The organism is Fodinisporobacter ferrooxydans (assembly GCF_022818495.1).
Taxonomy (GTDB): domain Bacteria; phylum Bacillota; class Bacilli; order Tumebacillales; family MYW30-H2; genus Fodinisporobacter; species Fodinisporobacter ferrooxydans.
In genome coordinates, this window is the sequence record NZ_CP089291.1 from 2,751,123 (window position 1) to 2,773,530 (window position 22,408).

The 22,408-nt window shown below is 41.8% G+C and carries 25 protein-coding genes, 1 pseudogene and 1 riboswitch; of the genes and pseudogenes, 17 read left to right on the plus strand and 9 right to left on the minus strand.

The features are described from left to right. Positions 1-121: 121 nt before the first annotated feature. The 4 genes from LSG31_RS13035 to LSG31_RS13050 are packed head-to-tail and all read right to left on the minus strand — an operon-like array spanning position 122 to position 4,281. Positions 122-1,237 (minus strand): GerAB/ArcD/ProY family transporter, encoded by a 1,116-nt coding sequence (locus LSG31_RS13035; RefSeq protein ID WP_347435536.1) that lies wholly within the window; start codon positions 1,235-1,237, stop codon positions 122-124. After that, complete coding sequence (locus LSG31_RS13040; protein ID WP_347435537.1) at positions 1,231-1,464, minus strand: hypothetical protein; 234 nt, start codon at positions 1,462-1,464, stop codon at positions 1,231-1,233. Before LSG31_RS13040 ends, LSG31_RS13035 begins: the two co-directional genes overlap by 7 nt. 28 nt (positions 1,465-1,492) lie before the next feature. Further along, complete coding sequence (locus LSG31_RS13045) at positions 1,493-2,644, minus strand: Ger(x)C family spore germination protein (protein ID WP_347435538.1); 1,152 nt, start codon at positions 2,642-2,644, stop codon at positions 1,493-1,495. Between the two features lie 38 nt (positions 2,645-2,682). After that, complete coding sequence (locus LSG31_RS13050; RefSeq protein WP_347435539.1) at positions 2,683-4,281, minus strand: spore germination protein; 1,599 nt, start codon at positions 4,279-4,281, stop codon at positions 2,683-2,685. Between the two features lie 274 nt (positions 4,282-4,555). Between LSG31_RS13050 and LSG31_RS13055 the strand changes: the two genes are divergently transcribed. From LSG31_RS13055 to LSG31_RS13075, 5 genes are all read left to right on the plus strand, one after another. Then, positions 4,556-4,963, plus strand: coding sequence for a thiol-disulfide oxidoreductase DCC family protein (locus LSG31_RS13055; protein WP_347435540.1), 408 nt, complete (start codon positions 4,556-4,558; stop codon positions 4,961-4,963). 12 nt (positions 4,964-4,975) lie between these two features. After that, the gene (locus tag LSG31_RS13060) at positions 4,976-5,179 is read left to right on the plus strand and encodes a hypothetical protein (protein WP_347435541.1); all 204 of its coding nucleotides are present in this window, start codon (positions 4,976-4,978) and stop codon (positions 5,177-5,179) included. Between the two features lie 50 nt (positions 5,180-5,229). Further along, on the plus strand, positions 5,230-5,703 hold the full coding sequence (locus tag LSG31_RS13065; RefSeq protein ID WP_347435542.1) for a YiiX/YebB-like N1pC/P60 family cysteine hydrolase: 474 nt from the start codon (positions 5,230-5,232) through the stop codon (positions 5,701-5,703). Positions 5,704-5,812: 109 nt separating this feature from the next. Then, entirely contained in the window at positions 5,813-6,316 is a 504-nt protein-coding gene (locus tag LSG31_RS13070) for a hypothetical protein (RefSeq protein WP_347435543.1), read from the plus strand. 2 nt (positions 6,317-6,318) lie between these two features. Beyond that, on the plus strand, positions 6,319-7,035 hold the full coding sequence (locus LSG31_RS13075) for a glycoside hydrolase family 73 protein (RefSeq protein ID WP_347435544.1): 717 nt from the start codon (positions 6,319-6,321) through the stop codon (positions 7,033-7,035). Between the two features lie 144 nt (positions 7,036-7,179). On the opposite strand, the pseudogene LSG31_RS13080 reads toward LSG31_RS13075, so the two are convergent. Further along, positions 7,180-7,398: pseudogene (locus tag LSG31_RS13080) on the minus strand (RNA polymerase subunit sigma-70); the annotation flags it as partial. Between the two features lie 66 nt (positions 7,399-7,464). Then, positions 7,465-7,695: a hypothetical protein gene (locus LSG31_RS13085; protein ID WP_347435545.1), complete on the minus strand. Its 231-nt coding sequence runs from the start codon at positions 7,693-7,695 to the stop codon at positions 7,465-7,467. 299 nt (positions 7,696-7,994) lie between these two features. On the opposite strand from LSG31_RS13085, the gene LSG31_RS13090 reads away from it, so the two are divergent. The 7 genes from LSG31_RS13090 to LSG31_RS13120 all read left to right on the plus strand — a co-directional run bounded on the left by LSG31_RS13090 (position 7,995) and on the right by LSG31_RS13120 (position 14,414). Continuing rightward, positions 7,995-8,834 carry a branched-chain amino acid ABC transporter permease gene (locus tag LSG31_RS13090; protein WP_347435546.1) on the plus strand — a complete coding sequence of 280 codons (840 nt, stop codon included), beginning with the start codon at positions 7,995-7,997 and terminating at the stop codon, positions 8,832-8,834. Positions 8,835-8,839: 5 nt separating this feature from the next. Then, positions 8,840-9,793 (plus strand): branched-chain amino acid ABC transporter permease, encoded by a 954-nt coding sequence (locus LSG31_RS13095; RefSeq protein WP_347435547.1) that lies wholly within the window; start codon positions 8,840-8,842, stop codon positions 9,791-9,793. After that, positions 9,790-10,578, plus strand: a complete 789-nt coding sequence (locus tag LSG31_RS13100) for an ABC transporter ATP-binding protein (RefSeq protein WP_347435548.1) — start codon at positions 9,790-9,792, stop codon at positions 10,576-10,578. Before LSG31_RS13095 ends, LSG31_RS13100 begins: the two co-directional genes overlap by 4 nt. Then, entirely contained in the window at positions 10,562-11,272 is a 711-nt protein-coding gene (locus LSG31_RS13105) for an ABC transporter ATP-binding protein (RefSeq protein ID WP_347435549.1), read from the plus strand. Before LSG31_RS13100 ends, LSG31_RS13105 begins: the two co-directional genes overlap by 17 nt. A 17-nt stretch (positions 11,273-11,289) precedes the next feature. Further along, positions 11,290-12,423 (plus strand): ABC transporter substrate-binding protein, encoded by a 1,134-nt coding sequence (locus tag LSG31_RS13110; RefSeq protein WP_347435550.1) that lies wholly within the window; start codon positions 11,290-11,292, stop codon positions 12,421-12,423. Positions 12,424-12,476: 53 nt separating this feature from the next. After that, entirely contained in the window at positions 12,477-13,505 is a 1,029-nt protein-coding gene (locus LSG31_RS13115; protein ID WP_347435551.1) for an aminopeptidase, read from the plus strand. A gap of 150 nt (positions 13,506-13,655) precedes the next feature. Further along, positions 13,656-14,414 (plus strand): IclR family transcriptional regulator, encoded by a 759-nt coding sequence (locus tag LSG31_RS13120; RefSeq protein ID WP_347435552.1) that lies wholly within the window; start codon positions 13,656-13,658, stop codon positions 14,412-14,414. A 76-nt stretch (positions 14,415-14,490) separates the two neighbouring features. On the opposite strand, the gene sigK is transcribed toward LSG31_RS13120, so the two are convergent. After that, entirely contained in the window at positions 14,491-15,213 is a 723-nt protein-coding gene (sigK, locus tag LSG31_RS13125; protein ID WP_347435553.1) for an RNA polymerase sporulation sigma factor SigK, read from the minus strand. A 237-nt stretch (positions 15,214-15,450) separates the two neighbouring features. Here sigK and LSG31_RS13130 point away from each other — a divergent pair, with 237 nt between their 5' ends. Then, positions 15,451-16,248 carry a cupredoxin domain-containing protein gene (locus LSG31_RS13130; protein WP_347435554.1) on the plus strand — a complete coding sequence of 266 codons (798 nt, stop codon included), beginning with the start codon at positions 15,451-15,453 and terminating at the stop codon, positions 16,246-16,248. 176 nt (positions 16,249-16,424) lie between these two features. On the opposite strand, the gene LSG31_RS13135 is transcribed toward LSG31_RS13130, so the two are convergent. Continuing rightward, positions 16,425-17,306 (minus strand): glycine betaine ABC transporter substrate-binding protein, encoded by an 882-nt coding sequence (locus LSG31_RS13135; protein ID WP_347435555.1) that lies wholly within the window; start codon positions 17,304-17,306, stop codon positions 16,425-16,427. A gap of 549 nt (positions 17,307-17,855) precedes the next feature. Further along, positions 17,856-18,012: riboswitch (cyclic di-AMP (ydaO/yuaA leader) on the minus strand. Positions 18,013-18,271: 259 nt separating this feature from the next. Here LSG31_RS13135 and LSG31_RS13140 point away from each other — a divergent pair. From LSG31_RS13140 to LSG31_RS13155, 4 genes are all read left to right on the plus strand, one after another. Beyond that, entirely contained in the window at positions 18,272-18,826 is a 555-nt protein-coding gene (locus LSG31_RS13140) for a CBO0543 family protein (protein WP_347435556.1), read from the plus strand. Between the two features lie 264 nt (positions 18,827-19,090). After that, positions 19,091-19,405 carry a hypothetical protein gene (locus LSG31_RS13145; protein WP_347435557.1) on the plus strand — a complete coding sequence of 105 codons (315 nt, stop codon included), beginning with the start codon at positions 19,091-19,093 and terminating at the stop codon, positions 19,403-19,405. Positions 19,406-19,422: 17 nt separating this feature from the next. Beyond that, on the plus strand, positions 19,423-20,670 hold the full coding sequence (locus tag LSG31_RS13150) for a glycosyl hydrolase family 18 protein (RefSeq protein ID WP_347435558.1): 1,248 nt from the start codon (positions 19,423-19,425) through the stop codon (positions 20,668-20,670). Positions 20,671-20,872: 202 nt separating this feature from the next. Then, positions 20,873-21,376, plus strand: a complete 504-nt coding sequence (locus tag LSG31_RS13155) for a hypothetical protein (RefSeq protein WP_347435559.1) — start codon at positions 20,873-20,875, stop codon at positions 21,374-21,376. Positions 21,377-21,448: 72 nt separating this feature from the next. On the opposite strand, the gene LSG31_RS13160 is transcribed toward LSG31_RS13155, so the two are convergent. Continuing rightward, a complete protein-coding gene (locus LSG31_RS13160; RefSeq protein WP_347435560.1) occupies positions 21,449-22,387 on the minus strand; it encodes an amidohydrolase family protein in 939 nt (312 codons plus the stop codon). Positions 22,388-22,408 lie beyond the last annotated feature (21 nt).

Here is a 22,408-nt window from a genome sequence, read left to right on the forward strand (position 1 = left end):
CGTACATAATCCTGGCTTGCCTAACCGTTCCATGCCATACATTCCTTCAAACCGTTTTCTGTAAACCGAAATCCTCATAGATTCAGGATCAAGTGATACTTGCATCAGGTGGATTTTTTACTTATCGTTTTGCAATATTCCATTTCGGCTTCCAACTGCTTCTGATCAGACTCACGATATCTGTAAAGAAAGGAAGAGCTATTCCGACAAATAGACTGATGGGTACATAGCCCATGATCAAAAATTTGTACATTTCGCCCGGTGTGTAGGATTTTAAACTTTGCTCCATGGCAAAAGTACAAAGAATGACCGGCAGCACATACGTAATGTCCTTGTTTGCTTTCATCAGATCTGCCAACCCTTTGGCTGCACCAAACAGGAAAATGGACACACGATAGTACGTCCCGATAATCCAGAGAAAAAGGCCAAAAATATCGATTCGCTGAATAAAATCTGCAACATCTATATAGCGGATTTCCTCAAAAGTCGGATAGAGCAAACTTTTTGCCAAATCCTCTCCGAATAACGTGATGGGGCCTGTGGTAGGCCCCATAAACATCAATAGAAGTATGCCCATGACAAGGAGTCCTTGTTTCGGCAGTTTTTGTGGTTCGTTTGTATGCGGGATCAGCATGCGAAACACGACAAGTTCCGCAAACATGGCAACAAAAATCAAGCATCCTTGCCATGCAGGGAAAACACCATTCTCCAGAATCGGCAAGATTTGAGAGAAATCGCGGTCCTTTGCCACAAGTAGACTGGCGACCAAACCCAAGATCATCAGGAATGGCAAACTCAGTTGGATCGAGCGTGCCAATACTTCCACTCCGGAATAAAGCACATATGCGATAACAAAGATAAAAATAAACGTAAACACGGCATGTGGTGTCAGTGGAAACAAAAGACTGACAAACTGTACAAATATGTGAATGGTGATAGAAGTTGAGAGCAGAAAAAACACAATATAAATACTTCCGATCATACCTCCTACCCAATTTCCGAAAACTTTCACTGAATATGTGATAAGAGAGAGATCGGGCTGGCGGGCGGCCGACTTGAAGTGCAAATAAACGATTCCAGCACCCAAAAGCGCACTGCATACGAGTGATAGCCAAGCATCCTTGCCCGCATCATGAAAGACCAAAGCAATATAGACAAAATGGCCAAATGGTGTAACAAAGCCGATCATCATCATAAGGAATTGCAGGTTGGAAACGATTTTTGAACCATTTACCATGTTTGCCCCCACAGCAGGGTACTTACAGGATTCACAAATATTTCGAGTGATCGTACGGGACTCGGTAAATCTGACCCTACCATATAAATGGCTGCAAAGATCTCTCCGATCCCAAGCAGTGTAACGTATACCAGCCACTGTTTTTTGTTGCTATTCTGCTTGAGTGCCGGAAAATCAACCAGCAAAGCAATGACGAATGAAAAAACAAAGAAAGGTATGACAGCCATTTGAAAAACTCCTCCCGATCCGTAAACATCACTTTATATGCCCGACCAGCCCGATACGATGAACTTTGACTTTTGTTTGAATCACCACTTTCAGGTTGGGAAACTCTTGATCCCAATTTTTAGAGAGTGCTTGCCAATCCTTTGGATAGGTTCGATGGATCACTTCGCCGAAGTCAACCACATCCGATTTGTAACGATGCTGAATTTCATCAAGAGCGATTCGGATCCGGTCGCGCAGATCTTTTGATAACATCTGCTCAATAAATGAAACGTTTTGCGGCTTGGTAAGATCCAATCCCGCTGTGTTTTCAATGATGTCATCATCCGCATCCGCTTTTACATATAGAACGATCTTATCATTTTCTTTTTTTGCCAGTACGTTTGTCGTGCCTTGTATGACATTTGAGCTTATATAACCATTTCCATTTCTGGTTTTTACGTGTACTGTAATGATCGCTTGTTGTGTTTGCTTGCGTAACCATAGGAGCCCTCGGGTTGTTCCATCATTCAGCCACCCGACCAACCTGTCATGATGAAACACGGCAGCACCGTTCAGACGGAATGTTGATGTTCCATTGTTCCCACTTTGCGCAACTTTTTCAATCGCGGGCAATACGGGTGACATCGTATCAGACGCAACCGTTTCGATCAAATCTCTTAGAGAAATTTCCAGTCCTACTTTTGAGTGCTCAATTTCTCGCAATGCCTCAGCAGGTACTTGTTCATAAGGATAGGGAATTTGCAACATCTCAGCGGCCGTACTTCCTCGTGCCACAAGCACATATGTATTCAAACGAGAGTTTCGATCGCGGCTTAATTTGTCAAGATATGGTTGAATTCCTTGGCGTGCAAGTTGTTCTCCGATAATAAGGATTCGTCGATGTGAGAGAAAAATTTTCCTCGATAATTTTTCTTGTATGGTCTGGGTGGCATCACGATCGTCAAATCCAACGCCAGAGTCCGCGAAAAAAGTCTCTTTGCCAGGGGATTGCTGTGTAGCCTGCCCGCCGCCTTTCGGGATGGCAATCTGATAGGTGAACCGTATTTTTCCTTCAGGCGCCGTATCCATTCCGGCAGCCATGACAAGTGCCAGATCATTGACTTCGACCTGGTCCCAACATCCGGTAAGAAATAGGGATAGGACACTCACAATCCAACATGTATGAATCGTTTTTATCATGAGCAACCTCTCCATTTGTATGACATATGGTTCCCATATTATTCCCTTTTATCAGGTTGCGGCATTAAATCAGGTTTTTGACGTTGCGGATTTTGATACCCAAAAAGTCTTGGGCGTAATCCCATCGCCCAATGTGGTGCTCGGATGAACGTATCTTTCAAGTTATTTAGTGTAAGTGGTGCAACCGGCGTCAAATACGGAACACCAAGTGATCGCAATCCGCACAAATGGATAAGAATAAGCAGCAATCCGATCACGATGCCGAATAGGCCAAGTGTCGCGGCAAGTATCATGATTGGAAAACGCAACATCCGAATGCTGATTCCAAGATTAAAGCGTGGAACGATAAACGAAGCGATACCGGTGATCGACACTACGATAACCATTGGAGCAGAAACAATACCTGCCTGTACAGCCGCTTGACCGATAACAAGTGCTCCTACAATGCTGACAGCTGACCCGACAGGTCTTGGCAAGCGTACGCCGGCTTCTCGCAATGCTTCAAATGTAATTTCCATCATCAATGCCTCGACAAATGCCGGGAAAGGGCTGCTCTCACGGGATGAGGCAACAGATAACAGCAGATTTGTCGGCAGCATTTCCTGATGATATGTGGTAATGGCAATATATAACGAAGGCAACAGAAGTGCAATGAACAGAAAGATAAACCGCACCCAGCGGATAAATATGGATACCATGGAGCGTTCGTAATAATCCTCACTCGCCTGTAAAAAACCGAAAAAACTGACGGGTGTCATGATTACAAAAGGTGTGCCGTCGATAAAGATTGCAACCCTTCCCTCCATTAAATTGGCGGCTACGGCATCCGGACGTTCCGTATTTTGAAATTGCGGAAATGGCGAAAACGGATTGTCTTCCAGCAATTCTTCAATATACCCGCTTTCCAATACCCCATCTATATCAATTCTTCCAAGCCGATTTTTGACCTCAGTGACAACGGAGTCTGTAACAATTCCATCAATGTAAGCAATCACAAGATCTGTTTTTGTGACTCTTCCTATTTTCATGGATTCCATTTTTAAATTCTCTGTCCGAATTCGCCTGCGCAAAAGGGCAGTATTTGTCCGAATGTTTTCCGTAAATCCTTCTCTTGGCCCGCGAATCACAGCTTCCGTCAGAGGTTCTTCAACAGAACGTTGACTCCATTTTTTTGTGCTCAATACGATCGCAGATGTTTCACCATCAACGAGTAATACCGCATTGGCTGCCAGTACATCATCTATGACTTCAGTGAATGCGCCAACTTCCGAAGTTTGTGCGACGGATAAGTTTTGTTCAAGAAATTGTTTGAAATCGAATGCTGATTCGTCTCCCGACGCTTCGACCGTCATGAGCGGTTTTAATACACTTAACTCCAGTTGATTTGTATCGATTAACCCATCGATATAAAGTAAGAGTGCTTTCTTTTTTTTTAGAATTACAAATTCGCGATACACTATATCAGAACATTTGGCAAAATGCTGTTTAAGCAGGGATAGATTCATATTTAGATCGTACGAAATAAGATTCTGTTTGTCTTCATGATTTATGCGTTGAAATGTAATTCCCGTATTTGTGGAATCACTGCTTGTTTTATAACGGTTTTTCTTGAAAAAACGATTGTCACGTTGTTGCATCCAATCACCTCCTCGTATGGTTATCATTTCAAATTTCTTTGGATTTATTCCATGGGATATGCAGTTGATTTGTAGATAATAGGAATTTATTATGTCCGAAGAACAGAACCACCCCAATTCAAGTGTTCCGTACTTCAAACCATTCCAAAATTGAACAGAAAAATACGGTTGTAGCCAGTGTTTCAAACGAAATTTCCTTGCCAAGTATCCGCCAAGGGATCTCCTGGTTTATAATAAAGGTTAACAATTCGTCTAAGGTGGATTGCTTTACGAGATGAAAGAACAACATGCGATTATCTTATTTGATGGCATGTGCAACTTTTGCAATCATTCCGTCAGTTTTATTATTCGGCATGACTCGCACGACCGATATCGGTTTGCGCCATTGCAATCAAACACAGGCCAGGACTACTTGGAGAAATTCGCTATTCAAAAGGATGTAAATTCCATTGTATTGATTGAGGGAGAACGGTGGTATGTGGAATCCACCGCAGCTTTACGAATTTGCCGAGATTTGGATGGGCTGTGGAAAGCATTTTATCCACTGCTCTTCATTCCTAAAGCAATTCGAGATTTTTGCTATCGTTGGTTTGCCAATAAGCGCTATATTCTTTTTGGAAAAAGAGATTCTTGTATGGTACCGACAAAAAAAATCAAAGAAAAATTTCTGTTGGACGAGTAATAAAGCTTCCGTATGAGATGGAAGCTTTTTCTTTTTGCCTGCCTGGCCAATGTAGACACAACGCATCAGAGAAAGTCCGGTCGAGGCAAGCGGCAAGCCGACTTGCATGTCCGGAGCCACGCAGCCTGGCTGCAGACACTTGCAGATGACAGGCAACTGGTGAAGGAATCTTGCGATTCAATGGTAGATTTGATTCAATGGCCTGTTTCGATTTGATAACATATGTTTCCGGACATGCATAGTATAAAGAAAGGCAGGTGATTTCTATGAATTTACGTCCTGGCGACCTTGTATTTGTCCGTGGAACCACATGGTTCGAAAAAGCGATCGAAGACATTACAAGCAGTCAATATTCACACGTTGCCGGAATTGTAAAAGAAAACGAACTGATCGAAGCGCAAGGATTTCGAAAAACAGGCTACCAAGGGTTGGACTGCTACTATGGCCAAAGTGATATTTTTACTTGTGCAGGTTTAAGCGATGAGCAGAGACAAGCAATCATCGAATGCGTTCTATCCGAAGTTGGTACAAGATATGATTATATTTTAATCCTCTGGGAAGCCGTACGATATCTCTTGCATAAAGTTTTCCCATACAAAGAAACGAAACGGCGAATCTGCTCCACGCTTTGGGCTGATGCATACAAGGCAGCGGGAATTGATTTGTGTCCTGGCATTCGATATCCATCGCCGGAGGATCTGGCGCAATCCAAGCTGCTCAAGAAAATAGGAAGTTATTAACGGTCGAAAACGCCAGATACATCCACGTATGTAGTAAACAAGGTGTCCACAGCAAAATAAAGTCAAGCATCATATGATATACGAGGTTGATAGATTTGAGGTGATAGGAATGTCTGATGTGCAAGAACATGTAATGACACGAACGTTAAAAGAAATCGTGATCGTTCCGGATCATGTGAATCGGACGGAATCTGCCGAATTTCGAAAATCAAAAGAACGATTGAAAGCAGACGGACATTATCGGTGTTGGGTATGCGGATCCACGGAAAACCTGCAAGTACACCATGTCGGACTGGAGTGGAGTCTGGCAAATGTCGGCGACTTTGACAAATTGAAAGAGTTTGTGGAAACGTTTGATGTTTACGGATATGGACGATTGTTGAAGAATCAACCGATCACGTCGGTCGATGATGTGCGAAACTGCATGACGCTTTGTCAGGAGCATCACACCGGCGTCGATCACGAAAGCGGCGGCAGCGGAACGGGCATTCATGAAATTACGTTTCCAGTATGGCTCATACAGAAGCTTGCAAAACAAGGCGTTCATGCTGTTCCGCAGGCGGGTGAAACACTTCGGCAAGCAGAAGCAACTGTCAAGAATGAAGGTGATTAATCATGCAGCCACAAGATTTTATCAGCACAATCGCCCAAGCTGCGCAAGAATTTCAGATTCAATCGAATGTATTTGCATCTGTTACGATTGCGCAAGCGGCGCTGGAAACCGGTTGGTGCAACTTTCTTCCGGTCGATAAGTACACAGGCAAACAATCGTATAACCTCTTCGGCGTACAAGGCAATGGTCCAAACGGTCACGTTCTATGCGATACACAAGAATACTATAACGATCGATTGGCAACGGTCGAAGTGCAGTTTGCAGCATACGATAATTTTTTCGAGTCAATTGCCGGACATGCACAAGTGCTTTTGCGGGACAATTTCGCACCTGTACGAGAAGCAGCAACACCAGAGGAAGCCTGTCGTCAATTGTATCGATGTCATTATGCAACGGACCCGGGTTATGCTGATAAGCTCATTGCGATTATTGACGAGTTTGGGTTAAAACAATACGATTTTTCAAGAGGTGACTTGCAAATGATTGCAGAAATGCAACAACAGATGATCACGCTGCAAAATCAAGTACGTGCTTTACAGGAGCAGCTTAATGCTTATAACGATCCAACCGTTTCCGTTTGGGCGGCAGCGGCGATCAAAAAAGCTGAAGCGAAAAAGACGATCGTAGGAGATACAGCGGGGCACATCAATCCGAAAGCACCGGTGACACGGGAACAATTGGCAGTGATTTTAGATCGACTCGGATTGCTCGGCAAGTAAGCAGGCTCCTCAGCCCAGGAGGGGCTTTATCAATTACAAAGGAGGTGCGCCATATGCTCACTATATTCTTAAAACCAGAAACCTCCGGATATCAGCAGGATGTCAATCCGGAGGTTTCTCTCTATCATTTATAAGCAATTATAATCACTTATAGCTTCGTTCCGTTTTGCGGTCTTGCTTAGGGCGCAATTCATGCAACAGTTTCGTCAGCGCGCGTTTTTCGATTTTATCGGAGTCTGAGCCGAGAACGTCGATCAATGTGATTTCATTGCCTTCTTTATCTGTGCCAATCGGGTCATGCAGGGATACGTCTTTGCGGGTTTTTTTCAATGAACGCAAATGCACGAGAATCTCATTTTCCATGTCAAAAGATAGTCGCAAAATATTGCATTTTGCCTGTACGGCTCCAAAAATATAAAAAATCGGGCATTATACCCGTCTTGTTTCCTTCAAGAAGCGTATTTCGTTTTCAACATCATGCAATCTTATTTTAGTATATTTGTTGTCATGTTCCAAACGGTCTAGCCCCTCTTCAATACGGTCTAATCGGGAATTTACTTCTTTAAAACGGTTGTTCATTTCTTCTCTTAGACCATTTACGGCTTTAGTCAAGTCTATAACGGCCGAATAAATTAAGTCCCAAGAGCGTTCATCTGCCATCGTTTTTCTCTCCCGTCATGAACTCGTGATCATAGTATAACACGTTTTCGCCGTGTTGCGTCCAATTGAATCTTGTTGCTAACAAGTTTTAATTGATTTAAAAATTTTATCCATATATTCTGAATTGTCGAAATATGTAGAAAATTATTCATTGAATAATTTTGAATATTTTATATAATATACATATAAAGAACTAATTCACTATATAGAGAATAAAAAAGGGTGTGAAATAGAAAATAGATTCGAATAATTTTGATAGAAACTATTAACGAAACTTTGTCCGCTAAGGGAGGATTGCCATGTTGTTGGAACAACTTCTCAACGGACTTAACATGGGCTCCGTTTATGCATTAGTAGGATTAGGATTCTCGCTTATTTACGGGGTGTTAGGTCTGATTAATTTTGCACACGGTGAAGTTTGTATGATAGGAGCTTTTTTGGCATTTTCCGCAATGTCATTTTTGGGGATTAGCTTCTATCCTGCTCTCCTTTTATCAGTAATAGCAACAGGAATCCTGGGAATCGTTATTGATCGAATAGGGTTTCGGCCGATCCGAAAAGCATCTCATATTGCCCAGTTAATCAGCACACTCGCATTATCGATTGTTTTGCGTAATCTCGCCATGCTGGTTTGGGGGAGTAAAACATTCCCGTTTCCTAATATCCTTGGTAACCATTTGCGACTAGTGATCCCGATTACCCTCTTTCTATTAATGGTAGTTTTACATTTGATCATCACACGAACGAAGATTGGTATTGCCGTTCGAGCCATCAGCATGAATCAGGAGGTTGCATCAACCTTAGGCGTAAACACAAATCGCACAATAACATGGGTTGTCTCAATCGGTTCAGCTCTTGGAGGCTTGGCAGGCATATTAATTGCTATGTATTATTCGGCTATAACCTTTGATATGGGATATAATCTTGCTCTTAAAGCATTTGTTGCTTCCATAATTGGCGGTTTAGGCAACATTTACGGGACTATTTTTGGAGGACTAATATTGGGGATTTTTGAAGGGTTGCTTCAAGCATATGTATCAACATCTTATACGGATGTCTTTTCCTTCACGCTGCTCATTTTAGTACTCTTGTTTAAACCCTTCGGTATTTTTGGCAAGTCAGTCGAGAAGGGAGGTTGATAGATTTGAGACTCTCAACACAAGTTCGGTTCCTTCAGACATCTAGGCTAACTTGGGGAGTGTACGCCTTACTGTTTATATGTTTCCTGTTTCTGCCTTGGATCATCGATGGATATTACATACACATACTAATTTTAATCGGCGTCTATGTTCTGCTTTCTTCCAGTTTAGACTTGGCACTAGGTACAACTGGTTTACTGCAACTTGGTCATGCAGGTTTTTATGGCATAGGAGCATACGTTGGCGCCATTGTTTCTACCCGCATTTTCCCCAATACTTGGTTAGGTTTTTGGATCGGATTGCCGATTGTAGTGGTTGTTTGCATGATTGCCGGGTTAGTAATAGGCGTTCCTACCCTTCGCCTAAAAGGGCACTATTTTGGTCTGGCAACGCTAGGATTTGGAGAGATCGTTTACGGTATTTTATTGAACTGGCAATCTGTAACTAACGGATCATTTGGGATTAAAAGTATTCCTTCTCCTCACATTGGTTCTATTGATCTAGGACAAAGGGAATATTTCTATTACCTAATCTGGATAGTTGTGGCTTTGATTTTGTGGATATTATACGCTCTTCGTAAAAGTCGATTTGGTTATATGTGGCGAGCTGTAAGAGAAGATGAGGTCGCAGCCGGAACCATGGGGATTCATGTGTTTAAACAGAAGGTTATCGTCTTAATGATTAGCGCGGGAATTGCAGGAATTGCAGGATCCTTTTTTGCTCATTACATTTCTTATATCAGTCCAGACAATTTTACATTAGATGAATCCATTTTGGTGCTCTCCATGGTCATCATTGGTGGAAAAGACAGTTTGCGTGGAGTGCTGTTAGGATCATTTTTACTCGTCGTATTGCCAGAGATTCTCCGGCCTGTTGCCCAATATCGTATGTTAATTTACGGATTCATTCTAGCGGTTATGATTTTATATCGTCCGGAAGGGATTGTAGGGAAAAAATGAGTACAGTCAATCCTTTGTTACAGGTAAATGAGCTAAGTAAGGGATTTATGGGCATAAGAGCAGTCGATAATTTTTCGTTTGCCGTACCACATGGCACTGTTGTCGGAATTATTGGACCAAACGGAGCGGGGAAAACGACAGTATTCAATTTAATTTCAAAACTGTATAAACCCGATAATGGGCGAATTTATTTAGGGGGGCAGGACATTACAGATTTTAAGCCATATCAGGCAAACCAAATAGGTATAGCAAGAACATTCCAAAACATACGGTTATTAGGCAATCTGACAGTTCTTGAAAACGTAATGGTCACATTAGGGACACGTGCAACCTACACAATGGTTGATGTTATATTACATCGGCGATCGTTTCAAAAAATCGAAGCGGAGCGTTTGCAACTAGCAAATGAATTGTTAAAAAGGGTTGGATTGCTACATCGCTGCAACCATAAAGCATCCGCGCTTTCTTATGGTGAACAACGCCGTTTAGAGATTGTCCGCGCTCTAGCAACCAATCCTAAAATACTTCTCATGGATGAGCCGGTCGCAGGTATGAACCGATCTGAAAAAGATGATTTAGCCGAGTTTATCAAATCAATTGTTTCTGAGGGGGTATCAGTGTTGCTGATTGAGCATGATATGGGTTTCGTAATGTCTATTTGCGATACGATCATTGTCTTAAATTATGGAAAGAAGATTGCTGAAGGATCTCCTGCACTAGTAAGACAAAACGAAGAAGTAATTGAAGCGTATTTGGGGAAGAATGCACATGTTAAGCATTCATAATCTTAAAGTGAGTTATGGAAATATTGTCGCCGTCCATAATATATCTCTTCAGGTTAGAAATGGTCAGATCGTGTGCTTGATCGGGCCGAACGGAGCTGGCAAAACCACAACTCTGCGTGCGATATCGGGCCTACTTCCTATATCGGGAGGTTCTATAACATTAAATGAAATCGATTTATTAAAAAAGCAACCCCATCAGATTGCAAAAGCCGGCATTATTCCCGTACCGGAAGGGAGGGGAATTTTTCCTCAACTAACCGTGAAAGAAAACTTGGAAATGGGAGCATATCTTGAGGATAGTCCTAAAAGAAAGCGTAATAATCTTGAACGGGTATTCACTTTATTTCCTGAACTGGTCGAGCGTCTCAACCACTGGGGTGGAAATTTAAGTGGTGGACAGCAACAGATGCTTGCAATTGGGCGTGCATTAATGGCTAACCCGAAGATTTTATTAATGGATGAACCATCGATGGGTTTGGCGCCAATTGTCGTTGAACGTATTTTTCAAGCAATTTCCAAGATTAGAGATGGCACAACGATTCTCTTGGTGGAACAAAATGCAAATTTAGCGCTTCAATATGCAGATTATGCATATGTGCTCGAACACGGGGAGGTGGTGCTTCAAGGATCTGCTCAGTCTTTGCTAGACACGGAGGATCTTGTCTCTGCGTATTTTGGAGGAATTGCCACTTAAGCGGGGGGAGAATGGAAATGAAAAAAATAATTGGGCATATGTTTTTAGCTCTTGCACTAAGTACTTCTTTGATACTGTCAGCCTGCGGGAAATCCAACGACACGATAAAGGTTGTTGTAGCAGGTCCTATGACGGGAAGTTCGGCACAATTCGGTGAAAGTATGAAAGAGGGCACGCAAATGGCTGCAAATGAAATCAACAAAAAAGGAGGCCTGTTAGGGAAAAAAATTGAACTGGATTTTGAAGATGATAAGGGAGACCCAAAAGAAGCCGTCAATATCGCACAACGAATTTCAACTGACAGCAATGTAGTGGGAATCATTGGACATTTTACATCTAGTGCCACGATGGCTGCATCCCCGATTTATCAAAAAGCAGGTATACCAGAAATTGCAGTTGCTTCAACGACCCCTAAAGCAACAAGTGCCGGAAATTATATATTCCGGGTGAACGTTACAAATACAGCTCAAGGAGCAGGCATCATTAAATGGCTTGTTCAAGAAAAACACAAAAAACGTTTGGCTATTTTCTACGATAACGATGATTATGGCAACGGAATAACAAATGACGCTATAAAGACTGCAGATAGAATAGGCGCTCAAATCGTCTATAAGGGAAGTATAACACCTGGTGTCCAACAGGATTTCCATGTCATGTTGGATGCTGCTAAACAAGCAAAACCGGATGCACTGGTACTATTTACCTTATATTCCACGGGCGCTCAAATTGTCTCGGAAGCGGATAAAATGGGTCTACATCTTTTGACAGTAGGTTCTGATGCAATATACGCTCCTGATTTTATTAGATTGGCGGGTAAAAGTGCAGAAGGTGTTTATGTCGCGACTTGGTTCCACCCGGACAGCAATTACAGTGGAACTCGCAAATTTGTAACAGATTTCAAAAAAACATATAACAAAGATACGGATAGTTGGGCTCCCTATTCGTATGACGCATTAATGATTTTTGCTGATGCTGTCAAGAAAGCAGGTAAAATCGACCGTTCCGCCATTCGTGATACATTGGCGAAAACCAAAAATTTCAAAGGGGCTACCGGTGTTATCACGTTTAATAAGCAACGTGTTCCTGATCCTTCATCTATGAAACTCTTATTTACTGTTGTCAAGAACGGAAAATTTCAACTTGTAAAATAATTTACGAGATATAATTTTCCGAAAGTTATATTCAAATGAAAGGATTGGTATTCATGGAAATACGTCCAGATATTTTTCGCGGGGCATATCGTCTTGTAACAGAGTGTGCTAAAGTAGAACCAGGTGAAGATGTACTTATTATTACGGATACAGCTTGTGTAAAATATGCAGAAGCAATTATGGCGGCATCTCTTACCATCACGAAACATGTGAATACAATTGTTATGCCATTATATGGGCGATTACATGGACAAAATCCATCGAAAGCAGTGGCTGAAGCAATGAAATCCGTAGATGTGGTTTTCATGCCGACAGTTTGGTCGATGAGTCATACGCAGGCTCGTCGTGATGCCAGCCGATTAGGTGTAAGATGTTTGACCATTCCTTCTGCCGATGATGAAGTATTCGCACGTACAATGGTCGAAACACCTTTTGCGGAAGTTAAAGAAACTGTAATGACTGTGAACCAAATGCTAACAGAGGCGAATGAAGCTGAAGTAACCACACCAGCTGGCACAAACCTCTGGTTTAATTTAAAAGGGCGGTTCAATATAGATCTTGAACATGGTTGGTTGCATAAGGGATTCAAAGAATATGGCGATAACTTTGCTGCTCCACCTTGTGTAGAAGCAAATATTGCCCCATTGGAAGGTACTACTCAGGGAGTCATTGTGGTGGATGCTGCCCAGTCTGCTGTTGGTGTGTTAAATGATCCTATTATTCTTACAGTAGAAAACGGGAAAATTGTAAAAATTGATGGAAAAAGGGATGCAGTAGCATTACAAATGCGTATTGACGAAGTAGGTGATCCCGATATTTGTCAAGTAGCGGAATTAGGGATCGGGCTTAATCCAAAAGCAAAGCTGCGTGGGCAATTTATTGAAGATGAATCTATATATGGAACTGGTCACGTTGGTATGGGAAATAATGAGTCGACTATGGGGGGGACATTAAAAGTAAACGGGCATTTTGATAATATATTCTGGTATCCAACAATCAAGCTGGATGGCAAAGAAATTATAAAAGACGGAAAAATAGTTTCCAAGCAGATCCCTCCGCTTACTGGTTATTATGTAAAATAGTATAGAGGCTTAACGATAGTAATTTAGATTACAGTGAATATATCCTGGTTCAATGCCGGCACTTCATCATATGGATTGTCGGCTTCGTTTTTCATTTATGCTTTACGAACAACGTATTGAAATATATGTATGTATTCAGGAGATATAAATATGGAAATTATTAAAGATGGATCAATGATACAGTCTTTGCAAGTAGGAATGAATATTGTGGATATTGTTGCAAAACAAGGAAAACCAGTAAAATTTACGGATATTTACGAAATTTCAAAAATAACAAAAAGTAATTTGTATAAATATCTGAACACATTGACGCAACTGGGCATTTTGTACAAAGAACGGGATGGGTCTTATACTTTGGGAAGCAAGTTGATCGAATATGGAATGACTGCTGCAAGTCAGGAGAATGTGGTGGAACGGATTACACCATTTTTACAGGAATTAAGTCGAAGAACACAGAACACGATTCTTTTCTCGACTTGGACTCCTAATGGCCCTATGGTAGTCAAAATGTTAAATAATAACCAAGGATTAAATATTGGAGCCCAAGTAGGAACCATGTTGACCATCCTGTCTGCAACGGGTAAAATTTTTTTTGCGTTTAAAGATGAAGCGGAAACGAATATATGGGCAACTGCAGAATTAGAAACTCTTTCCGATCAAACGAAAAAACAACTATTTGGTGAATTAAAAGATGTCAGAAATAGTGGCTTAGCGTTTGCTCGGGAACTAGTTGTTGAATCGGTTTCATCCGTTTCATTCCCTATTTTTAACTACAGAAAACAATTGCTAGGTGTTGTAACAGTGGTTGGCTTTTCAAATTCAATACCTGCGAGCGAAAACGATGAAAGAAGTCAATATTTAATAGATTTTTATAAGGAACTGTCAAAAAACTTTGGATATCAAACATAGAACTATCAGAAACCTCCGGATATCAGCAGGATGTCAATCCGGAGGTTTCTCCCTATCATTATATAAGCAATTATAATCACTTATAGCTTCGTTCCGTTTTGCGGTCTTGCTTTGGGCGCAATTCATGCAACAGTTTCGTCAGCGCGCGTTTTTCGATCCGCGACACATAGGATCGCGATATGCCTAACTCCTCCGCAATCTCTCGTTGTGTCTTTTCATCGCCATCCGGCAGTCCGAAGCGTCCACGAATCACTTCCTGTTCCCGCTCATCCAAAAGGGAGAGGTGATTGTATATTTTTACCTTTTCCAATTTTAATTGGACTTCATCTACAACTTCATCGGAGTCTGAGCCGAGAACGTCGATCAATGTGATTTCATTGCCTTCTTTATCCGTGCCAATCGGGTCATGCAGGGATACGTCTTTGCGGGTTTTTTTCAATGAACGCAAATGCATGAGAATCTCATTTTCGATACATCTTGCTGCATATGTTGCCAATTTTGTCCCTTTATTGGATTGAAAACTTTCAATGGCCTTGATTAAACCAATCGTACCGATCGAAATTAAATCTTCACTGTCTTCGCCTGTATTTTCAAATTTTTTGACAATATGTGCGACTAGCCGAAGGTTATGTTCGACGAGTAAGTTTCGGGCGTTTTCATCACCTTGTTCCATTCGTTTCAGACATTCTGCTTCTTCCTGCTCGGATAATGGCTGTGGGAATGCGTTATTTTTTATATACGACACAAAAACAGTAAGCTCTCTCAGCAATAACGCCAACGCCGTTATAATTCCGGGCATGCTGCTGTCACCTCCAAGTTGTGAATCACACCCAACCGCGTGTGTTTCAGTATATGATGCTTGCTGGGCATCTGTGCATGTCTCAAACAATTTGATGCTCGTCCAGTTTTTCTTTTTCCTTTTTTCTTCGATGATATGAATGGAAACAGGTGAAACAGCTTCTACACCAGAAATTCATATTTCCTTCATAACTTCCGTTTACGATAAATACATAACAAACCTATGGGGGTATAAAAGATGAAGAAGCTTCTGATTGCAATACCGGCGTTAGTTGCAGGTGTGGTCATTGGCCAATTTGCAGTTTCTCAAGCATTCACACCGAGCAATACACAAATGTCGAGCGTGCAAAACTCTACAATTTCCAATCAAAACGGATTCGGCATGATGGGAAGCGGCGCATCAGGTGCAGGAAGCGGCTATTCCGGCATGATGGGAAGCGGCGTGTCAGGTACAGGAAGCGGCTATTCCGGCATGATGGGGAGTGGCGTGTCAGGTGCTGGAAACGGCTATTCCGGCGGTATGGGAGGAATGATGGGGGGATGGAATACTCAGGTATCCCAAATTCCATCAACAGATGTGGACAAAGAAGTATATGCTTCGTTGCAGAACGCGGTAATTGATAAAAAAGCAAATACGATCACTTATAAAGGAAATGATGTGAAAATCGTACTGCTGGCAAAGATGAATGACGCATCCAATCGGAAAGATGACACTTTTGTCGTGGGAGGATTGATCAATCCTGCCATCCATGTTCAAAAAGGCGCAAAAGTTTCTTTGGAGCTCATCAACGAGGATAACGATATGCCGCATGGGCTCGAGATCACGCCGGCTTCTCCTCCATATCCGTACATGTCCATGATGGCGGGAGGAATTTACCCTGGTTCGTTTATTCATCCCATCCCGGAATCGACCAATACGCAATTTGCGACAGCATCCACAACATTCACAGCCGATCAGAGCGGTGAGTTTCACTACTTGTGTGAATACCCCGGTCATGCACAAAAAGGAATGTATGGAACTTTTGTGATTGGCTAGCATGTTTGGATGTAAATACTTTTCTGGGCAAGTAAATCGAAAATCGAATCCTGGAAAATTAACCCCCTTCCAAGCGTTTTGGAAAGGGGTTAATTTATTGCTTTGGAGGGAGATTCTTTATTATTGAAGCAAGTAGAGATTCGCCTGTTGATTCGGTCTCTTGCCAGGACTGTTGATTAGGAATGGAACCACGTGTTGATTACGCTTTGATTGTCGTGAATCCATTTTTTTACTCCCCGTTCGGTTGAGTTTGTTTGATTGATGTCCTCTTCAAGTGTACCTAATTGGCCGGGTGTCAATTTGAAGGTTTTGAGCCATTTGGCAGCTTCCGGATGACTTGTCACCCAAGTCTTGTTTGCTTCTGTCTGAATTCGGCCTGCTTTTCCAAATACTTCTTTTGGATCTGACAAGTATTTGAGATGGTATTTGGTGAACGCCCAGTGCGGGCTCCAGAGTGTGACAACGATTGGCTTTTGCTCTTTGTAAGCCCTTTCCAGTGAGCTTAACATGGCCGGTGCCGAACTCTCTACAAGTTTAAGCGGCAATCCGTAATCGCTGATTGCTTTTTGTGAAAGCTGCATTTCCACAGCGCCAGGGTCGATGCCGACAATTTGATTGTTAAAGTTTGCGGCGTATTGTTTCAAATCCGCAATGGAATTTACATTCTTCATATAGCTGGGGACAACAAACCCTTCTTTCGTATCCCCCGTGTACCATTGCCCCAGATTTTCAATGTTTTCTGAATATTTTCCAATATATTGGTTTTGTTCTGGCAACCAAGAGTCAAAAAAGACGTTCACTCCATTTTCCGAGAGACCGGAGAACAGGGGACCTAATGATAAATTTTTGAGTGTTACATGGTACCCTTTTTCCGTTAACAGGTCTTTCCATAAATACGTAGTTGCTACATCTTCTGTCCAATTCACGTAGCCGATCGTTATGTTTTTGTCTCCGGAATCCTGAGCCGGGTTGGATGCATTTGCTCCACAACCGGCCAATACTGCTGCTGCCAGGAAAGCGCCTGTAAATCCGGTTATGATTTGTTTTTTTGTATTCATGTATTTCCTCCTTTTGATATACATTTCATATCTTTTAAAAGTATTCGATACTAGAGGATGTTCAAAACCAACATGGCCTTATGGTCACCACATGATATGAAAATGTTATTTTCGTATAAAAAGTAGTCAAAATTTCACGGCGGATTGCTTTGCCGAATCCCCAAACGTCTGACTCATGGACCAAACACGTACACTCCGTTACATATCGCTGAAGAACTATTCTTGACATCAAATCCTGGAAAGCAAACAGATCAAAAATGAAATGCAATTAGGGACAGCAAAATAACGGAAATCTTGAAAAAGGATCGTCAAATCGTATCAGAAATGAAATTTACGCGGAAAAATAAAACATGAAGCGTAAAGGGGGATACTACTAAAGAGCAAACAAAAAATTCTAAGAGTAAAAACAAATCCTTGCAGGCAGTAACGAAGAGCAGTAACGAAGAAAGGTATTGGACAGAAATAAAAAATGAAAATCAATTCGAATAACCGATTCAAAAGAATCGATAACCCCAATGTGTTTGAATGTGTCTGTTTTGCATCAATAGCTGCTGTTACCTTCTACGCTTGCGAAGTTAGCTGCCGGATTCGGACGGAACGTTCGCCCTACTGATTCAATTTGTCACAGAATTGCGACAGAATCAGATTCACCCCAAAAGTTGGATCCCCCGCTTCTTTTCTTCAAAGAATTCAGCGTTACAAAACAATCAATTGATATGTAATTTTTACTAGTACTTACGACTTGATCTAAATTGTATCATACCTCAAGGAATTGTCAAATTTTTAAATATTCAAATACAAACAGCATATTTGGTTTGGTGAAGTATTCCATTCAACATAAACGTATATACAAAAGTATGCTGAGAGATATTGGTATGCTGAGAGCTATTGGAATATTAGGATAAATTTTTCGCAAACAGGAATAATAAATAAAAGAAGTAGGACCAAAGGGGTCTAAACTTATCATGTTTGACGTTAATTCTGTACATAAAGCCAGAAAACAATTATCGGAAACTGAATACTTGTATTGGATTCGTCATGATCTCTTCAGCTTTAATTGGTGGTTTATGCTGATTTTGACTGTACTATTGTGGGGAGTATGGTGCAAGTTAGTTGACAAAAAGCGGATTGTGCATATTTTTCTGTATGGCCTCTTTACCGCCCTTTTTTCAAATTTACTTGATACATTTGGATCAAATTTATTGCTTTGGGAATATACGTCACGTTTGCTGTATTTTTCTTTTCCTGATTTGATTGCTGTTGATATCGCAGTCATTCCTGTCATTTTTATGCTGATCTATCAATATTTCCCGAACTGGAAATCGTTCGTAGTCATTCAAATCATCGGAGGGTGTTTGTTTGCTTTCGTTGCCGAACCCTTTTTTTCCTGGCTGGGAATTTATAAATTATATGCTTGGAAATATTGGTATTCAGCAATTCTCTATCCTCTGTTTGGGATATCTTCTAGATTATTTGTTGAATTTATCATACACAAACAAACAAAAGAAGCGGATTCATAATCATTTTTGTGATAAAGTTTCATTTTCCAAATCAAATAATAATCCGATCGAAAACCATTTTTAACTAAACCTCCTTAAAACCGAGGGAGGAATCGATCGGATTATTTTTATCAAAAAGATGTCATTCCTTGTTTCGAATGATTGATTGAAATGAACGGTATACTTTTCTTTTCCACTTGCACAAAATGGGCTCTTGACGCAGGAGCAATCGTCAACATTGGAACGTATGATTACATAGGCGATTGTTCAGGAAAGGAGGAGTGTGTGTTGCTTTACGACTATGAAAGCCAATGGGACGCTTTTTTTGGCAGAAATACGGATATACAACAGTCGCAGCCAAAATTGGAATATGTACCGGGCAAACCGCAGCACATGGTTTTGTCACAGCAGGATGAATCCGGAATTCCATTCATGCATGGAACGGGATTTGCGCCCACCGGTTATCCGGTGTATCATCCTGCCTATTATCCATATGGAGTGCCTGTTTTACCGGTGTATCCATATTTGATGAACCCACCTGGCTCTACGGAGCCATCGGGGTATGTACGATTTCCCTCGTATATGTTTTTGATTCCTTAAAGAAAGGAGGTACCATGATGCCGGATGGAGCAAATGTGTATACGGAAGCCGTTGTAAATGTCAATGTGGCGAATATTCGGCTGGAACCTTCCATACACTCTCCTGTCATTACACAAATGGAACGCGGGGCAAGGCTGCCGGTCACAGGCAGTTCCGGTCAGTGGATTCGTGTTCTCTTATACAATAGTCGATTGGGATGGATTTCGAGAGACATCGTGAGTGTGGTTCCCAATGCAAGAAATCGTCCTGTTCAGGAAATTTTGGTGTATTATACGGAACAAGAAGGACCCGAGCTTCCGAGTTCCTATCAATCCTTTGTGGCCAACGTTGCGGAGATTTCCGACGTTGGGCTGTTTCATTTTCGAATTGACCGCCAAAATCCAACCCAAGTTGCAAAATTGTATGAATTCGATTCGTCATATATGAGACGATTGGTGGAATTTGGGCATCGCCACAATGTAAAAATGCTTCCCGTCGTTAGCAACCTGCTTTATGAAAGAGGGAAACAAGGTGTCAATAAAGATGTGATTCGCGGCATGCTCAGTACGTCAGATAATCGCAGCACATTCATCGCCAATCTTTTAATGCTTATACAAGAGTACGGATTTGATGGCATCCACATCGATTTTGAAGATGTTTACTTTGAGGATCGGTTTCTGCTTGCAACGTTTTATCAGGAGTTGGGGGACGCGTTAAGAAAAAGGGGATACCATTATGTTGTCAGCACACCCGCCCGAACTTCCGACCATCCGACAAATCCTTTTTCTGCTTCCTTTGATTATGGTTTGATTGGCAGTGCTGTCAATGAGTTTGTAGCCATGTTGTATAATGAGCACGGATGGCCTGGAAGTGGTCCGGGTCCGGTAGTATCGATCGGATGGATGGAAAAGGTGATCCGATATGCAATGACGAAGATGCCGGCCGGTAAAATTACGGCTGCAGTATCGGTATTCGGGTTTGACTTTAATTTGACTACCGGTAAAATTCAATATGCCACATACGCAATGGCAATGAGCCTTGCGTCCAGATATGGACAATCGATCATTTTTGATCAAAAAAGCCAGACTCCGATGTTTCGGTACACAGATCAAGCGGGCAATCGACATGAAGTGTGGTTTGAGAACGCAGAGAGCATTCGTGCAAAATTAAACTTGGCACATCGATTGGGAATTCGAGGCTTGGCATTGTGGCGTTTGGGAATGGAAGATCCTAATCTTTGGAATATGCTGAAAAAGGAGTTTGTCATTAAAAAAGGGGAACTGTAGTGAGTATAAATAAGTACTGCTGCTCAAAAAATGACAGCAGTACTTTTATTACTGTAAACGTTCACTCATATGACACATCGCTTACGTTTTTTTATGTTATGTCCTTTTTTCATGAAACTTCCATAGTTTTTCTAAAGTTTTGGAATATGATAAATCATGTTGCAGCAAGAGTTGAGATTGAAGAAGAAAGGTTGAGCAAAAAATGAAGCAAACAATAAAAAAAACATTGACTGTATGCATAGCAGGTATTGCAGTGACAGGTATACTTGCAGGGTGTGGCACACAAAGCGCCTCTTCAACGACCCAAGCGTCCACTGCGGCGTCACAAAGCAAACCCGCGCAGGCACAAACACATCAAAGACAAAATCTTGTACAAAGATTTCAGGATGCAGGTCTAACACAGACAGATGCAAAGGATTTGGCAAAGTTGGTGCGTGAAAATCACATTCAAATCAAATGGGTCATGGAACAATTGAAAAACAAGCAATCTGCCAGCACCATTGAAGATGCAATTAAAAATGGAACAGCGCCAAAAATAAAACCGAAACAACAAGGCAACAATTCTGCTATTTCCAACTCCGGCGCGAATACAAACAATAGCAGTTCGAATCAGACAAATTCTACTTCCGGCAGCTCTGGCAATGGAACTTCTGCGAATGGGACTTCTGCAAACGGAACATCTGCAGGCAATGGTTCGAGCAACTAGAATTCAGCAATCGTACATACAAAACGTACGCTAGACCAACTTGGCGCAAAAGGAGTTGGTCGCAAACTTGCATTACTTGAATAAAAGCGATTGAACTCCTTTCTCGCTGGTTGCAACGGGCGGCCAGGAACAAAGGTCAAAAGGAAAATCAGAGCCGGGGACAACCCGGTCTGCACCGACGGTTTCGATCAAATAGTTTAAACTATCGGTATTCCAGAGAACGGAATCGTACCAGAAACGCTTCAAATATTCGGCAGGGGGGGCTTCCAAAGAAGCGGCGATCATTTTCCAGCAATCATATCCTTTATCGAGTCGTCCGATTTGATAGGGAAGAAATCCTCCGCCGTGAGCCAATACTATTTTGACATTCGGATACCGGTCGAGAAACCCGCTCAATAACAAATCGGTTGCACAGACTGTTGTTTCCCATGGGACACCGATCAAGTTGGGCATCATTTGCTTCTTCAGCCTTGGATCATCACACAATAACGGGTGGATAAAAATGATGGCGTTTTGCTTGTCGGCTTCTTCCCAAAAAGGTGTAAAGTACTCATCTGTCAGCATATTTTCGGACAATCCGGGGCCAATAATGGCTCCTTTAAGACCAAGATCCATTGCATGCTGCAATTCCATCGCTGCTTGTACGGGATGATTCAGAGGAACTGTTCCTAATGCGGAAATTTGCCGACGATGGGAATTGACCCATTTTGCCAGAGATTCGTTGTAAACCGTGGAAATTTCCTGGGTAATACTTGCTTCAAAATCATAACCAAACAGTTGCGGAATGGGCGAGATGAGAGAATGGGCAATGCCTGCTTTTGCCTGTTCATCTAAATAGAGCACAGAATCGACGAACGTTTGTTTTAATTCAAAGGCCCATTTGCCATTTACGACTAGAAATTCATCCTTATCAGGGTCTCGTTTTTCCCATTTTGCATTTACAATTGTTTTGTTTTCTTTTAACCAGTCCAACACGTCTGCAGGAATAAAGTGAGTATGTACGTCGTACATGGAAACAGCCCTCCTCGATAA